The organism is Anaeromusa sp., from assembly GCF_028691475.1.
Classification (GTDB): domain Bacteria; phylum Bacillota; class Negativicutes; order Anaeromusales; family Anaeromusaceae; genus Anaeromusa.
This window is the reverse complement of the sequence record NZ_JAQUZF010000056.1, coordinates 1-16,458: the sequence shown is the minus strand read 5'-3', so window position 1 is coordinate 16,458 and position 16,458 is coordinate 1. Positions and strand designations below refer to the sequence as shown.

The following is a 16,458-nucleotide window of genomic DNA, read 5'->3' as shown; positions in this document are numbered from 1 at the left end:
GCTTTTTTATCGCTTCGGGAATATTCGAACCCTCCGATTACTCCCTCTACTCCTGTTTAAAAACCGGTTCCCCGGCCCTCATTCGTACCCTCATGTTCTCCGGTTCTCTTGTTCAATCCTCGTACTCCGTGACCTTTATCCGAGCTCTCGCATAGTTCCGGTCATTCCTGTTCGTTTTTTGCTTATTTTCCAGTCAGCTTCTCGCTGAAGGCTTGCGCAAAAGAGGCGATAACGGCTGTAAGTTCTTTTTTAGAACTAATGCTTTCCACCAAAGCCGCTACGGTCCGGCCGGTTTGGGGATCATTCATCGTGAATTCTACAGTCTCCCGTCCTTTTTCGTCACGCCCCAGTTCCGTATACATAGCCAGCTCGCTCTGCTCGCCGACTGCTTTGATGAACTGCCGGTAGCTCTCGTCAGGATTGGTTTCGTGAAGCTTCATCAAATCAACGCCGCTCTTTTTCTGATGCGCCGCCAGCACTTGATTCACGTTTAAAAGGGTAACCGTCTTCGGCTGAAAGTTCTTCCAAAAAATCTCCGCCCCTTCGGCTTCGCCGACATAAGACAAGGTGGATGCTATTTTGGGATCATTCACATATACTACCTTAACTTTGGAAAAATCAAATTCCTTATCAAACCAGGCCGACGGCGCCGCACCGGCCACAGGCAGGGACAGCAGCAAAAAAAGCGCTATCAGGCAAAAAAACCGTTTCATTCCCTTCCTCCTCAGTTTTTTAGAGTTTCCGGTATGCCACCAGTCTTTCCATCATACCATCTGCCGCCGTTGAACGCCAGCCCGGCATGATCTCAAAAACTCCCCACAGGGCTGATGGCAATTTGCGCCGTCATATTCCAGCGCAAACGCTCATCCCATCTTGCCGGCGCAATCGTCACCGTATAGGTAATATCGCCGCGTTTCTTCTCGCCGTAAGGACGGATAAACTTCACCCGCCCCTGCAGCTCCAGATCCGGAATGCCGTCAAAGGTAAGCGTCACTGGCGCCCCTTCCCGGACTTTGGCAATAGAAAGCTCCGTTAAATCGTCACTGCGCACTTCCCATTCGCTTTCATCGGCAATACGCACCAGCACCGTCCCGATATCGGCACGTTCCCCGAGACGCTTGTCCAGATACGACACCCGCCCAGCCATCGGCGCACGCAGCTCGCTCTTGTCCAAAATCTCCTGACTCTCCCGCAGCGACTCCTGCTGAGTCCGCCATTCCTCCTTAGCCTGGGCCAACACCGTCAGGCTGCGTTCTAGCATCGTCTGCGCCTGATCCATCTGCTGTCTGGAAATGCCCCCGTTATCCGCCAATTGGCGCTGCCGGAACCACTCTCTTCTGGCATCCGCCAGATTGACCTCAGCCTGTTCCACCGCTGCCGCCGCTTTGGCTGCAGCGGCGTCAACGCTCCGCACCCGCGCCTGGACGTCCTGGCGCACCAAGCGCAGCAAAGGCTGCCCTTGCCGCACCAATTCCCCCTCTTGCACAAAAATCTCGCCAATAGTGCCCTCCACCGGCATGACGATTTGCGCATAGCGCACCGGAAACACAATTCCTTCCGAAAGCACCCTGCCGTCATCTTTCACAGGCGGCAGCGCCTGCGGTTCCTGGCGGCCGCTCTGCCAATACCACCAGCCGCCGCCAGCCGCCACGAGGAACAGTAAAAGCAGCAGCCCGTATTTTCTTTTTTTAAAGCCTGTAGCTTCCATACAGCATCCCCCGCTTATCGTTACTCATAACTGATGACATCCCTCACACACAGACGTGTCGCATTGTACGCCGGCAGCAAGCTGGCAGCCACCGCCAAAAATAAAGACAGCCCCAGCCAAACAGCCCAACCGAACAAACTGAAAGAAAACGTCAACGGCGCCTGAATGAAAAGCATCCCCACTTGATAACTGAGCAGCATGGCGATGGGCAGGGCCAGCAGCGATGCCGCCAGCCAGCTCAACAGACCGATACAAAGGGCCTCTACAACAAACACCTTGCCCACAGCCAGGCTGGAGGCGCCAATGGCACGCATGACGCCAATTTCCCGGGTGCGCTCAAGCACGTTGATACTCATGGTGCCTGCCAATCCCAACGCCCCCACCAACGCTAACAGCAGCGCCATAAACAGCAAAAAGGTCGTAAGAATATCAAACTGCGAACGCAAGCGTTCCTTCTGTTCCCAGGTAATGTCCACGTTTTGGACGCGCAAATTGTTTTTCTTCAAATGAGACTCTAGCTCCCGCCCTAGCCGAGACTGCGCCTGCTGTGAATCCGCAGCAGCCACAATCTGCACGGAACGCGCCTTGCCTGCCGCCTGGGTAACACGGCTCAGCCAAGCGTAAGGAGCATAGCAAATAGGACCTGTCAGCTGGCTTTGCGCCACCCCCACCACCACGCACCTAAGACGTCGGTTGGCCACTTTGATCACCCCGACTTCTCCCAGACGCAAGTGAGGATTATCCTTGAAAACCTCCGTATTGATGACAATGGCGTTCTCGTCCTCCGGCAACAGCCACCGCCCCTGCACAAGACGGGGGGCAATCATTTCCGTATCTACCGGCGGCGCCAGTAAAAACACATTCTTGCTGGCTTCGTCTTCCGCTTGCTTGCTGTCCTCATGCAGAATTCGCCCGGAATTAAAGCCCCAGGCTTCCGCGCGTTTCACCCCGGGCACCTTCAGCACTTCCTGCTCCACCCGCTCGGCCCGGTAGTTTTGCGTAAACGTAACCGCCACGTCATATTGAAAATACTCCAACGCCTTATCCAAGGTGGCATACAAGGAAGCTCTTACCGAAAATACCGCCATAAATACGGTTCCCGCCATCATCAGCGTCAACAGCGTCAGCGCCAGACGCCCTTTGCGGCGAAAGGTATTGCGCAGCGACAAGAGCACAGGCCTCGACAACGGCTGCAAGCGGCCCAGTATCCAATCCATGCCGCGATCCACCCGGCCGCTGGCCGCCACAGAGCCAATGCCGTAATCACTTACCGCTTCCCGCACCGTTACGCCGGTTCCCTGCCAGATGGGCCACAGCGCCGCCGCCAAAGGCACCGCCAGAGCTACCGCCGCCTCCAGCAGCACAACTGGCAGAGGCCACTCAAGACCGCCGGAATTAAAATTGAAGGCCGCTGCCATAAAGACGGTCACCTGCTGCGCCGCCACTGCTCCTAAGGGAGCCGCCACCGCCAGGGCCAACACGCCGTACGCCGCTACCAGGGTCAAATACATGCGCATCAGCTGCGCTCTTTTAGCGCCAATCGCTTTCATAATGCCCACTTGGCGCACTTGCTGCGTCAAAATAGCAGAAACCGTATTCACCAGCAGCAACGCCCCCAACAGCAGCGACAGCACGCCCAACACCGCCAGCAGAAGCAGCAGCGCGTCGATGGCCCCCTGTAGCTGGTGCTCGCCAGGCTTGTTCACTTGCAGCCAAAATACGGTCGTGTCTCCTTGCTCCAGCTTATTCCAGGCTCTGCGCCCCACCGCTTCGATGGCCTGAACCGCACTTTCCTTATCCTTGCCGGCCAGCACCGACGGCTGCAAAATAAAGTTTACCTGATCCAGCCGTCTTTCTTCATCCAGCTTCTCTAAGGTATCCATAGTAATGTAACCATAGGCGCGGCCAGTAAAGACGCTGGGAATCTGGCTGGCGTCATACACCCGGCCGCTCACCTTCATCAAGCGCGTGCGCCCAGCCGCTGTTTCCACCTTCATATACTGACCGATGCTCAGTCCCAACTCCTTAAAGGAGGAACGCTCCAGCAGCACCTCGCCGTCTCGGGCCGGCCAGGCCCCAGCCTCGCTTTTTACAAGATTGACCTTTTGCTTGTCATAGTCAGGGATGGCAATCAGCCACATCTGGCGCCACTGACCGTCCCCGCCGCGCACGCGCAGATCCACATTGCGCCGTCCTTCGGCCTCCTTGACGCCGCGAAGGCTGCGAACGCTCTGCACCAGTTCTTCGTCAAAAGGATCCGCGTATACTGCGGCATTCGCCGGCGCCGCCATCGTCCAGCTTTGGGTCAAATCTCTGGAAAACATCAAATAGGAACTATAGACCATGCCTACCGCAAAAACGCCGACAGCAATAGAAAGCACCACCAGCAGCGTGCGCAGCTTGTTGCCCCAAAGATCGGCCCACACCTTGCGCCAGCGAGGCCGCACCCAAGCGCCCCTAGCCATCTGCGGCCGCCCCGTCGGCCTCTAAAATCCGTCCTTCCGCTACGGTAACAATGCGGCTGCCTTGACGGGCCAGCTCGCCGTCGTGAGTAACCATAATAATGGTTTTTCCCGCTTGCGACAGCCTTTTGAACAAAGCAATCACCGCCTCCGCCGTCTGGGTGTCCAAATTTCCCGTAGGCTCATCCGCCACCAACAGCGGCGGATCATTGGCGAGCGAGCGGGCAATAGCCACCCGCTGCTGCTGTCCGCCGGACAAATTAGCCGGCAGCTTGTCCGCCTGATCGGCTACGCCAACAAGTTCCAACAGATCCAACGCCCGCTGCGGCCGTTCCTCCCACGCATGGACATTGCAAAAATCCATAGGAAGCATAACATTTTCCAAGGCCGTCAAAGTAGGCAGCAACTGAAAGAACTGAAAGACCACCCCCACCGTTCGCCCCCGCCAAATAGCGCTTTGATTCTCCGAAAGACGGTGCACTGGCGTTCCCGCCACCCAGACTTCCCCTGCCGTAGGCCTGTCAATGCCTGTGATCATATTGATCAGCGTCGATTTGCCGCTCCCTGACTTGCCAATGACCGCCACAAACTCTCCAGCAGCTACGGTCAGATTGACGCCTTTCAGGGCCGAAAACTCGCCGGCGCCAGTAACATAGGTCTTGCAGACCCCCTGCAGCTCTACCGCCCAGGCAGCTTCTTTCGCCGCAATGTCCACCGCTTCTTCCAGCCAAAACCGCCTGCCTTTTCCCATAGCAGCCTCCTATGCCTCTGTTGCCAACCGCCGCTTCACACAAGCCTCTACCGCCTGCCCAATCCGAACCTTTGCCTCTCCCTCCGGCAGAGCCGCCAGCAGCAGCGGTAAGAATCCGGCCCGGTCAACATAACGTACGGCTTCCACCGTATTAAGATCATACACCCAGGAAATGCGAAAGGCTTGCTGATCCGCCGCTGTTTTCACCTGCGCCGGCAAGCCCAGCCTCCCGGCAGCCACCATATCGGCAATTTCCTCGGACACGCCGCCTGCTTGGGAAATTCCGTCCGTAGGCGGCATGCGATATTCTTTGTCTGTTGTAAGCATGTCGAAAATATCCAGCTTGTCCGCATCCCGGACCACTTGCGCCGGCAGCCACGCCGCCCCAGCGGCTTCTGGCGGCAACGCCCGCTTGTTGTGCCAGACCACCGCCTGCCGCAGCACTACCGCCGCTTCCGGCGGCAGCCACTGCCAGACGCCTTCTTCATCCAGCGTTTTAGCGCCCAAGTCTGCATGATCCACCGACAATAAGTCCCGAAACGTCCGATACTGCCAATATTGCGGAAAACGTCCCACATCATGGAGCAAGGCCGCAGCATCCACCAAAGCCAATTCCTGCGCCGGCAATTCTCTTGGGTGCATCAATTGCCGCGCAATATTCCTTACCCGCGCCGTGTGAGCCACCTTCAGCCGCACATGGTAATCGGTCTCTTCATCTCGTCCCCAAAAACGCCGCACATAGGACTCCCACCAAGAAGCCAGCGTTTTCTGCCACGGGACCGTCATTTCCGTCATTACGCCATCACCGTCAATTCCAGATTGAATTCCTTTTTAAAAGCTTTTTTCAGCTTATTCACGTTTTCTTGTTCAATAACCGCCGCTTCCCGCAGTTCTAGTTCCAAGAGAGCCAACCCGTTTTCCAGGTCAAAACCCGCCTTCACCCGGCGTACCAGCTGCATTTGCGTCGTATCCAACGCTTCCGCCACGGCGAGCAGCAAGCTCAGCTTGCGCGCCCGCATCCAGTCTCCCTCGTCCAGGAATTCGCTATACATGCGGTTGCGAACGTATTTCATAGAAAGACCGTTATGCCAGCCAGCCATTACGGCGCACAACATCTGCTCTCTGTGGGTCAGACCGAAAAGCCGGGCGTTCTCCACCAAATAAGCGCTGTGCCGGGGATGATCGTAATAATTGATGGAAATGCCGATATCATGCAGCAAGGCCGACACGCGCAGCAACCTCCGCTCCCGCGCCCCCAGCTCCGCCCGGTCTCCCCAGCCCTGCCAAAGTTGATCCGCCAAGCTAGCCACATGCTGCGCGTGCGTTTCATCCAAATTATAGGACAACATCATATTATGCGTACTATGCTCTAAAATATCCCGTACCAATTCCCCCTCGCCATGACGCGACTGGTAATACTGCATAAACAAGCCTTCGCGCACGCCGCAGCCGCTTACCAAAAACTGCTGGCTGGAGGTTATGTCAAACAGTGCATTAACAATCGCCAGGCCCGGCACAATAATATCCGCCCGTTCATTACTTAACCCTGGCACTTTGCGGCGCTGGGACAACGTCATCCCCGCCAAACTGCGGTAGAGTTCCTGGAACGCCATTTTCCCGAGGCGATAATTATGCACTTTGGGAAAAGGATAGCCTTTTTTGCGTTGATCCATTTTGGCAATGTTCCGCGCCGTGCCGCCAATGCCAATCAGCGGTACGCCGCTGTCCTTAAGCCAGCTTAAGCCTACCAACTGATCCCACAAATGATTTTGCAGTTCCAGCAGTTTTTTCTCGTTCGGCCGCGCCCCCAGGTACTCCGTCAGCGTCACCGCGCCAAAAGGCATACTGACCGCGGTCTGCGCTTTGCGCCCTTTAATTAGTGTCAACTCGGTACTGGCGCCGCCCAAGTCGAACACAATGCCTTCTTCAATATCCAAGGTGTTTACTACGCCCAAATACCCCAATTTTGCTTCCGCTTCGCCACTGATCACCCGCAGCGGAATGCCTGTCTCTTTTTTAGCTTGCCGCAAAAAATCAGCGCCATTTTTAGCATTGCGCACCGCCGCGGTCGCTACGGCCAAGACCTTGTCCACTTTAAACAACTGGTTCATATGGGCAAACACCTGCAGCGTGCCTACCGCCCGCCGCATAGCCGCCTCCTGCAATTGCCCTGTAGCGGCTAAGCCTTCCCCCAGCCGGACCGTCTCTTTTTGATTATATACCAAATTATAGGCGCCTCTTCGGTCAATATCCACCACAATCAGCCGCGCCGAGTTCGATCCCAGGTCAATAATAGCCACTCGTTCCCGCTCTTTCATGCCAAGACTTCCTTTCTCCGTACACTGCCTCTTCTCTATATTCGCGTTTTATAAAAAAATCCTGCAAAAAAAGCGAAAAACATTCCTGCAGTGTCGAGATTTTACACAACCTTAAAGTAACGCGGCAGGGATTTGGGCATCTGCAGGGAGAATGTACTTAAAAACGTAATGCCGCGAGGTGATTTCATGCACAAAAACCATCCCAGTCTCTTTGCAGCCATTCATGTAGGCTCCGAGCAAGTCAGCCTGCAAATTGTAGAATACCACAATTTAGAAACCATACGCGTTCTTGAGAACATACACCGGCAGATTTCTTTGGGCGAAGAAACCTTTCAAACCGGACGCATCGGCACCGATACGGTGGCCCAGTTGTGCGATATTCTTAAAGGATTTCGCCGCAAGCTGACGGAATACGGGGTGCGCGATTACCGACTCATGGCGACTACTGCCATTCGCGAGGCCGCCAATCAACCCTATATTATCGACCAAATTCAAATTAAAGCCGACCTAGAGGCAGAGGTCATCGACATGCCCCAGGAAATCTTTTTTAAATATGTGGCGATTTTTCGCAAAATGCAAGTTCTCGGCTTAACAGCCGGCAAGGAAGCTTTGCTCTTTGTAGACATTACTTCCGGCGGCTTGGGCATTACCCTCTACCGCAACGGCCGCATTCTCTACCAACAGAACATTCATATCGGCGTGCTGCGCATCAAGGAAAGCTTCAATAAAACCCAGCGAGACTCCCTCTCCTTTCAGCAAGCCTTAGGCGAATACATTTTCAGTGTCATCGAGCCGGTTCGGCCAGCCCTGGCGGGGCACACCATCCGCTATGTAGTCCTCTCCGGGCCGGATACGGAGCTGTTTTTGCAGATGTTGGGCCGCAAAACACGAAGCGCGCTGGACTCGGTCAAACAAGAAGAGTTCCTGGTTTTGTACAAGAAATTGCACAAGCTCAACCTTTCTCAAGTCATGCAAGCCTTTGCCCTCAGCGAAGCCAAAGCGGACATGGCCTTGCCGACCATTATCCTGTACCAGCAACTGCTTTCTCTCTGCCAAGCCCAGGAGCTGGCCGTCGTCAACGATCAGTTTCTCGACGGCATGACCGTCTGCCATATCGCCCAGAAAACAAAGCACCTTTGGATGGATGAAATCGACAAGCAGACCTTCAGCCTCATCCGCTCGCTGGCTAAAAAATACCATCAGCATGACGGCCACTCCGAAGCGGTTGCCGCAGTCTCCTTGCAGCTTTTCGACAAACTTCACCGCGCCCACGGTTTAGGAAAGCGAGAACGGCAGCTCCTGGAAGGCGCCGCCCTTTTGCATGACATCGGCAAATTCGTCAGCCTGCGCAGCCATTACTTGTTTTCACACCGCCTTATTTTGTCTTCGGACATTCTCGGTTTTTCGGAAAAAGAAAAACTGATCATGGCCTGCGTAGCGCAATACCATTCCAAAGGCACGCCGCGGCCTTCTGATCCGACTTTGAGCGGCTTGAGCGTGCAAGAACAAATGACAGTAGCTAAATTGGCCGCCATCATTCGTCTGGCGGACGCCATTGATCGCACGCATCGTCAAAAAGCACTTAAAATCGAATTGACCTTTCGCGGCGAAGAGCTGCTCGTCACCGTCACCACTCGCGAAGATTATGCGCTAGAACAATGGACCTTTGCCGACAAGGCTTCCTTTTTTGAAAATGTCTTCGGCATTCGTCCCATCTTAATACGACAGGCAGGTTGATACCATGTTTGATAAACCGGAATACTTTTTTAATCGCGAACTAAGCTGGCTCAAGTTCAACAACCGAGTCCTCAGCGAAGCAGGCGACACGGCAACGCCTCTTTTGGAACGGCTGCGCTTTATCGCCATCACTGCCTCCAATTTGGACGAATTCTTTATGATTCGCGTCGCCGGCCTCAAACACCAACTTGAGTCAGGCATCAACAAAACCGACGCCGCCGGCCTTACCGTAGCTCAGCAATTAGAACGCATTTCCGAAATGGCTCATGAGCTGGTCAAAAACCAGTACAAACAGCTGCGCACGCTCATCCCGGCCTTATGCGACGCAAAGCTCTGCCTGCGCAGCATTGATGCCTTATCCCCCCAACAGCAAGAATGGCTGGATCATACCTTTCACCGCACCATTTACCCGGTTCTCACCCCTCTGGGCGTGGACGCCAGCCATCCTTTCCCCTTCTTGGCCAATCGCAGCCTAAATCTGGCCGTACAATTAACCCGCCCTGACGAAGACGAACCGGCCATCGCCATTATTCCCGTGCCCTCCGTATTGCCCCGCTTGCTGGAAGTTCCTTTCGCTCCGCAGGAAGAACGTCATTTCTTATTTTTAGAAGACATCATCGCCGCCTATTGCTCCCGCCTGTTTCAGGGCTATACACTGAGCCAGCCGCTCTTTTTCCGCATCACTCGCAACGCCGACATGTTTATTGACGAGGACGAAGCCGAAGACCTGCTGGAAGAGGTGGAAAGCGCCCTCAAACAACGTAAGCGCGGCCCGGCTGTACGATTGGAAGTCTCCAAGCACGGCAACAAGGAACTGCAGGCCGCCTTACAAGAAGAGCTGGATATCTCCGGACAAGATATTTACGAAATTAACGGACCTTTAGATACTACGTGCTTTTTCCGTTTCGCTGATATTTCGGGCGCCGCTCATTTGCGTCACGCCCCTTATCAAGCGCCCCTGCCGGCGGCCCTGGCCGAAGCAGAAGACATCTTCGCCGCCATCCGCCAGGGCGATATTTTGCTGCACCATCCCTACGAAAGCTTTGAGCCGGTAGTGGATTTCATCCGCCAAGCAGCCCTTGATCCCCAGGTATTGGCCATTAAGCAGACGCTGTACCGGGTCAGCGGCAATTCTCCCATTGTCCGAGCCCTAATGGAAGCCGCAGAGAACGGCAAGCAGGTTACGGTCCTCGTGGAGCTCAAAGCCCGCTTTGACGAAGAAAATAACATCCAGTGGGCCAAACGCCTGGAAGAAGCCGGCGCGCATGTCATCTACGGCTTGATGGGCTTGAAAACCCATTCCAAAATCGCTTTAGTCGTACGCCAGGAAGAAGACGGCATTTGCCGTTATGTACATTTGGGAACCGGCAACTACAATGACTCCACGGCCCGCATCTACACAGATCTAGGCCTCTTCACCGCCAACGACGCCTTTGGCGCCGACGCCTCGTCGTTTTTCAACATGCTTTCCGGCTACTCCGACCCGCCGGTCTGGAATAAATTCATCGTGGCGCCGCTGAATATGCGCGAGCGCTTTTATGAACTTGTGGATGAACAGATCGCCGCCGCCCAAAACGGACAGCCCGCACATATCAGCGCAAAAATGAACTCTCTCATTGACAAAGGCATCATCCTGAAACTCTACGAAGCCTCTGCCGCTGGCGTTTCTATTGATCTCATTATCCGCGGCATTTGCGGTCTGCGTCCAGGCATCCCCGGCGTCAGCGACAACATTACCGTCCGCAGCATTGTCGGTCGTTTTCTAGAGCATCACCGCATCTTTATTTTCGGTGTTTGCGATGAAGCTAAAGTCTATCTTTCCAGCGCCGATTGGATGCCCCGCAACCTCAATGAGCGGGTAGAGCTGCTTTTTCCTATCGACGATATTCGACACGCCGCTCGCATCCGCGCTATGTTCAGTCTCTTTCTCAAGGATGGAAGAAAAGCCCACACCTTGCGTTCCGACGGCGTCTATCGCCGCGTAGACAAAAAAATTGACGCTTTTTCCAGCCAAGCGGAATTCTGCCGTCTAGCCCACAAGGCCGCACAAAAGACCTGGACCCTGGAACAGCGCCTCCAGCCCATGCAGCGGAAAGACACCTAGAAGAAGCAGAAAAGTTACGGGGAAATGAAATGTTAACAGGAGTAGAGGGAGTAAATGGAGGGCTCGACTGAGGGTTCGAAGGAATGTATTTTTATTTTTGTCTTCTCGTACCCTCACTCTACTCACTCTACTCCTGTTCAAAACATCGCACCCCGTAACCCTCCTGCGTCCCCTCCGATTCTCCGATTCTTGTTCAAAAATTCGTCCCCCTTTCTTTTGTTCCATTTTCCTGTCCCCAAGAACCGCGCAAGCGGTTTTTTCATTTTTTCCTTGCACCCAGCGGCGAAACATTGCAAAATAAGAGAGATATCAAAAAAGGAGGGCTGCTCTTGAAATCGATTCTTCTTGTCCGCCACGGGCAGGCCGAACACCATACCCGCGGACTAACCGGCGGTTGGACTGACGTCGATCTCACGCCAGTAGGCTGCCGCCAGATTGAGGCCCTTGCAAAACGCCTGGAGCCGCATTTTACAGGCCATGCTTTCGACCTCGTCGCCAGCGACTTAAAACGCGCCGTACAGACAGCCCAGATCCTCGGGCAGCCTTTCGGCCACTCCCTCACACAGCATCCAGGTCTGCGCGAAATGAACAATGGCATCGCCGCAGGCAAAACCGAGGCGGAAGCCCGCAAGCTGTCCTTGCCTAAAACAACCCCGATTCTCGATTGGCAGCATTACCCGGAAGGCGAGTCACGACGCCAGTTTTACAATCGCGTTGCCGCCGCCATGGAAGAGCTTACCGCCCGCCAGCGCCGCCCCCTGGTCATTGTGGCCCATAGAGGCACCATCATCAACATTCTCTGTTGGTGGCTGGGCTTAGGCGTCTCTGGCGCCGTTCATCACAATTTTTCCTTTGAAGTAGCCCCAGCCAGTTTAACGGTGCTGCGCTGCAACCGCTGGCACGAAAATGCCATCGAACGCCTTAATGACACCGCGCATCTGATCAGCGCCGGTTTTGGCGACAAAATTTTGTTGGATCTTTAAAAGAAGAAAGGTTGGATTACTATGTACCGTGTTGCAATCAGCTTTGGAAATGATTTGGGTTATGTTGAGTTCAATGAAGCCTCGCATGCCCTCTCCGTCGTCTTGCCGAACGAAGAAAAACGCCAAGCTACGGAAGCTTTTTTAGCACAACAGCACACCTTGAAACTTCCCCAGGAATCACTGACCGAGTTTGTTGAAGTCACCTTGCTGGCCTCGGAAAGCAAAGAAAATTTCCAGCGAATTTTGGGCTATTTATGGCAAGCTACCGGAGTTCATGTGGACTGGAGCCGCCCGGTAGAGTAACCCACAGCTTATCCACACTTATCCACACTTATCCACACACTTATCCACATTTTCAACAAAACGGTGGATAAGTCCCGTCTCAAAATGTTGAAAAGTCGGCTGAGCCCCCTGTTTTACACACTTTCATTGTGGATAAACCTGTGGATTTGTGCATTTCTCTGTGGATGAACATTTTTTCTGTTGACATCCCCTTCTCGTCGTGCTAATATAAATCTCGTCCATTAAACACATGACTCCGTAGCTCAGCTGGATAGAGCGTTTGACTACGAATCAAAAGGCCGCAGGTTCGAATCCTGCCGGGGTCACCATTGAAAATTAATCCTCCGACTTTGTCGGAGGATTTTTTTATGCTTGCGTAATTTTACCGCCTCACAGGCCGCCTCTATTTTTTCTCAGTTTTATCACCAGCAGCACAGGTCGGCCGCCTCTGAAAAACAGTTGTTGTTATTTTATTGTTTCTTGTTTTATGTAATCTAACAGCGGCCGCTCCGGACCAACCCGCAAAGGACCGCGCGCTCCCCCGAGATTATCACGAAATGAGTTGATTTCATGCATACAGGCTTTGTGTTCGGCCTCTTCTTTGTGGGTCTCCTCTTCAGCGTTCAGCAGCATATCCCGCTTCTTTATCCGCTTTTGCTGGGCCTGGCCGCCTTCACCGCTTTGGCGATGCGCCAGGGACATTCTTTACGGTCCTTAGGAAGTATGATGCTCGCAGGTTCACGCAAATCCTTGATTGTCATCAAAATCTTCGTGCTTATCGGCGTCATCACCGCTGTTTGGCGCTCTGCCGGCACCATCTCCACCATTGTCTACTACGGTATCGCCTGGATGCCTGGTGATTACTTCCTCCCAGGCGCTTTTCTCCTTTGCTCGCTGGTTTCCTTTCTCCTAGGCACTTCCTTCGGCACCGCCGGCACTATCGGCGTCGTGCTTATGGTGCTGGCGCAGAGCGGACATATGGACGTCTCCATGGCGGCCGGAGCCATCATCGCAGGGGCGTACTTTGGCGACCGTTCTTCGCCCATGTCCTCCAGCGCCAACTTAGTCGCCGTCCTTACCGGTACCAACCTTTACGATAACCTGAAAAACATGTTTCGCTCCGCTTGGATTCCTTTTTTCCTCTCCACGCTAGCCTACGTCTGGCTGTCCCAAAATCATCCGCTCCAATTTCAAGCGGACAGCATTTCTCAGGAAATCGCTGCTACTTTCAACCTATCCCCGTTTACGCTGCTGCCGGCTCTGGTCATTTTGATCCTAGGCGCTTGCCGCACCGACGTTAAGCTGGCCATGGGGGTCAGCATCCTCCTTGGCGTCTTCCTCAGCCTCTGGGTGCAGCAAGTCTCCGCTATGCAGCTGTTCCACTACGTCATTTGGGGCTACACTTCGGACCATACAGGTTTTTTTGCCGGCATCATCCAAGGGGGCGGACTTTTCTCCATGCTTAATGTCGCTTTGATCGTGCTTATCTCCTCCGCCTATGCCGGCATCTTCGCCGGTACAAACCTGCTGCAGAGTTTCGAAAACGCTTTAATGAAGTTGAGCCAGCGTACCAGTCCGTTTGCCTCCTTGCTGCTCTCCAGCCTGGGAACCGCCGCTTTTAGCTGCAACCAAACATTAGCTATTTTGCTTACCTACCAATTGGCGCACAAAACCTACGCCAGTTGCCGCCTCAGCGCGTCTCGCCTGGCGCTGGATCTAGAAAACTCGGTCGTGCTCCTCTCTGTGGTCATTCCCTGGAACATCGCCGGTGCTGTACCGGCCGCCGCGTTGGGCGCAGACGCCTCCTTCATTCCCTATGCTTTTTACCTCTTCCTGGTTCCCTTATGGTGGCTGTTAAAAACAAGAAATAAAGATTGAACAGGAGAATCGGAGAACCAGAGGGTTCGAAGGAGGGCACGATATTTTTGAACAAGAGTAGAGTGAGTAGAGTGAGGGTTCGAAAAGTAGACGTCGGTTGCCATGCCTTCCATGGTTTTCAGAGGAGACCGGCGATTATGCCATCCTTGGCATCGCCGGCATTAGGTACATCACGTACCGTCAAGCACATCACGTGCTGTCGCCGGTTCTCTTGTTCAATTCCCGCGGGGAGATTGCCGCGTCGCTGCACTCCTCGCAACGACATAATGAGCTAGCTAGACGGCGTCATTGCGAACGCAGTGAAGCAATCTCTTCGTGTGTTTTTAGAATAAAACCGTACCCCGTAACCCTCATTCGTACCCTCTCGCGACTCCCGCGACTCTTGTTCAATCTCCGTGCTCTCACAAGACCGCTTAGCGGTCTTTTTTATATGAGAAGCCTGATCATTCCACTTCCTGAGTCTGCTTTTCCTCACCCAGCATTTTTTCCAAGAACACGTCCAGCAGCACCGGATCAAACTGCAAGCCTCTGCCGCGGCGCAATTCCAGTTCCACTTGTTCGGCTTCCCGCGTTGCGCGGTAAACGCTAAAGTTCGTCATGGCGTCATAGGCGTCAACAATGGCCACAATCCGGCTTTCCAGCGGAATCTCCTCGCCTTTGAGCCCCCGGGGATAGCCTTTGCCATTCCACCATTCATGATGCGTACGGATCAGCTCGGCAATGCTCTCCAGCTCGGGAATGACCAGGGCAATGCGATAGCCGATTTCCGCATGACGCTGTATTTCTTGCCGCTCCGCTTCGGTCAGAGGCTCTTGTTTGGTCAACAACGGCTCCGGCAAGCCGATACGGCCAATCTCACGAAACTGCGCCAGCAAGATTACTTTTTCAACTTGTTCTTCTGTCAGGCCCATCTCCCGGGCCAGCTTTTCCGCCAACCTTTTTAGACGCTGCGAATGCCCGTTAGTTACAGACTCGTGAAGCTCAATCATTTTTAGCAACGCTTGAATGACTACGCCCCGCGTGCTTTGCTTGCGGAAATTCTTCTGGCGATACATAGCATCGTCCGCTTCACGCAGTAAATTATGCAGCTCATCGCCGCCAGGCACGCAGCATTCTTGATAGCGGCAGCCAAAGGAAATTTGCAGCGGCATCTGACCGCCATCCTGTTTTTGCGCTTCCGTTTGCAGCCGCTGGTACCAATTCCACAGGTCTTCTTCGCGGATGTCGATTAACAACGAAACAAATTCATCGCCGCCAGTCCGCACCGTAATGGCCGACTCCGGCAAAATTTTTCGGAACAAGTCAGCCGTCCGCCGCAAGAGCGCATCACCGGCTTCATGGCCCAAGGTATCATTGACAATCTTCAAGCCGTCCAAATCGCCGCAAATTATGCCAAACCCTTTCACGCCGCTTTGGGCGTATTCATTCAGTACAATCTCTAAAAACGTACGGTTATAGAGCCCTGTCAGCGCGTCATGCCAGCAATGGTACTGCATCTGTCCCTCTGCTTTTTGACGCTCTTTTAATTCTCCCTGCAGCGCTTGGTTCAGTTTGTCGATCTGATAGCGATCCTCTCGTAACCGTTCCAACATCTTTTCTATTTTTTCCGCAATCTGAGCCAGCTCATCATTGCCGCCGCTAGGAAGTTTAAACTGTTTTTCACTTCCAACATTGCGAATATCCGCCAAAAAATCCCCTAGCCGCCTGAGCCGTCTGGTCAAGAGCACATCCAAGCCATACACAGAAACAAACAAAGACATGATTAACACCGCAAGGCTCAACAAAAAGAAGTACTGATATTGATGATGCATCTCTTGGTATAAATGCCGCTCTATATCCAAACGCAGCACCATTCCATACTGACCGAAAATATCCTCCAGCGGCCAATACGCCCGAATTAGCCGTTCGTCTTTCTCCTCAAACCAAGCGCCCGCTATCTGCCCATAATGCTCCTGCAGCGTCTTATCTTGCTCCAAAACCAGCGACGCTTGCAGCATCTGTGAAAATTCCTTCAGCAAATCCGCATCCACCGCTTGAAACATCACCAAATAACCAGCACTAGGCCCTCGTTTATCGCTGTGCAAAATTTGCTGCGCCGCAACTAACACCGGTCGCCCATTTAAGATGGCTAAGCCTTTAACGCTCTCTCCTCGGCGCAATTGTTCCTGTAGATCCGGAGAGGCCGCTAACCGCGTCTCCCAGTCTTCTTCAAAGCGCAGCCTCTCTTTTTCTTCC

The 16,458-nt window shown here is 53.8% G+C and carries 13 protein-coding genes and 1 tRNA gene; 6 read left to right on the top strand and 8 right to left on the bottom strand.

Going from position 1 to position 16,458, the window contains the following annotated elements:
* Positions 1-182: 182 nt before the first annotated feature.
* The 6 genes from PHF27_RS08635 to PHF27_RS08610 form a co-directional block, all read right to left on the bottom strand.
* Positions 183-713, bottom strand: coding sequence for a hypothetical protein (locus tag PHF27_RS08635; RefSeq protein WP_300068592.1), 531 nt, complete (start codon positions 711-713; stop codon positions 183-185).
* Positions 714-805: 92 nt separating this feature from the next.
* On the bottom strand, positions 806-1,708 hold the full coding sequence (locus PHF27_RS08630; RefSeq protein WP_300068589.1) for an efflux RND transporter periplasmic adaptor subunit: 903 nt from the start codon (positions 1,706-1,708) through the stop codon (positions 806-808).
* A gap of 20 nt (positions 1,709-1,728) precedes the next feature.
* Positions 1,729-4,173, bottom strand: coding sequence for an ABC transporter permease (locus PHF27_RS08625; protein WP_300068586.1), 2,445 nt, complete (start codon positions 4,171-4,173; stop codon positions 1,729-1,731).
* Positions 4,166-4,921: an ABC transporter ATP-binding protein gene (locus PHF27_RS08620; protein ID WP_300068584.1), complete on the bottom strand. Its 756-nt coding sequence runs from the start codon at positions 4,919-4,921 to the stop codon at positions 4,166-4,168. Before PHF27_RS08620 ends, PHF27_RS08625 begins: the two co-directional genes overlap by 8 nt.
* A 9-nt stretch (positions 4,922-4,930) precedes the next feature.
* Entirely contained in the window at positions 4,931-5,716 is a 786-nt protein-coding gene (locus PHF27_RS08615; protein ID WP_300068582.1) for an HD domain-containing protein, read from the bottom strand.
* Positions 5,716-7,239 (bottom strand): Ppx/GppA phosphatase family protein, encoded by a 1,524-nt coding sequence (locus PHF27_RS08610; protein ID WP_300068581.1) that lies wholly within the window; start codon positions 7,237-7,239, stop codon positions 5,716-5,718. Before PHF27_RS08610 ends, PHF27_RS08615 begins: the two co-directional genes overlap by 1 nt.
* A 186-nt stretch (positions 7,240-7,425) precedes the next feature.
* On the opposite strand from PHF27_RS08610, the gene PHF27_RS08605 reads away from it, so the two are divergent.
* The 6 genes from PHF27_RS08605 (at position 7,426) to PHF27_RS08580 (ending at position 14,223) form a co-directional block, all read left to right on the top strand.
* Entirely contained in the window at positions 7,426-8,976 is a 1,551-nt protein-coding gene (locus PHF27_RS08605; RefSeq protein WP_300068579.1) for an HD domain-containing protein, read from the top strand.
* Positions 8,977-8,980: 4 nt separating this feature from the next.
* Complete coding sequence (locus tag PHF27_RS08600) at positions 8,981-11,080, top strand: RNA degradosome polyphosphate kinase (protein WP_300068576.1); 2,100 nt, start codon at positions 8,981-8,983, stop codon at positions 11,078-11,080.
* Positions 11,081-11,370: 290 nt separating this feature from the next.
* Positions 11,371-12,063 carry a histidine phosphatase family protein gene (locus PHF27_RS08595; RefSeq protein WP_300068574.1) on the top strand — a complete coding sequence of 231 codons (693 nt, stop codon included), beginning with the start codon at positions 11,371-11,373 and terminating at the stop codon, positions 12,061-12,063.
* Between the two features lie 21 nt (positions 12,064-12,084).
* Positions 12,085-12,366 carry a hypothetical protein gene (locus PHF27_RS08590; RefSeq protein ID WP_300068571.1) on the top strand — a complete coding sequence of 94 codons (282 nt, stop codon included), beginning with the start codon at positions 12,085-12,087 and terminating at the stop codon, positions 12,364-12,366.
* Between the two features lie 231 nt (positions 12,367-12,597).
* Positions 12,598-12,674 (top strand) — tRNA-Arg (locus PHF27_RS08585).
* A gap of 241 nt (positions 12,675-12,915) precedes the next feature.
* Positions 12,916-14,223 (top strand): Na+/H+ antiporter NhaC family protein, encoded by a 1,308-nt coding sequence (locus PHF27_RS08580; RefSeq protein WP_300068568.1) that lies wholly within the window; start codon positions 12,916-12,918, stop codon positions 14,221-14,223.
* Positions 14,224-14,341: 118 nt separating this feature from the next.
* Here PHF27_RS08580 and PHF27_RS08575 read toward each other — a convergent pair whose 3' ends face one another.
* Together PHF27_RS08575 and PHF27_RS08570 are read right to left on the bottom strand one after the other, a co-directional pair.
* A complete protein-coding gene (locus PHF27_RS08575; protein ID WP_300068566.1) occupies positions 14,342-14,488 on the bottom strand; it encodes a hypothetical protein in 147 nt (48 codons plus the stop codon).
* A 178-nt stretch (positions 14,489-14,666) separates the two neighbouring features.
* Positions 14,667-16,458: HD domain-containing phosphohydrolase (locus tag PHF27_RS08570; RefSeq protein WP_300068563.1), on the bottom strand; the 1,792-nt coding region annotated here is incomplete at its 5' end.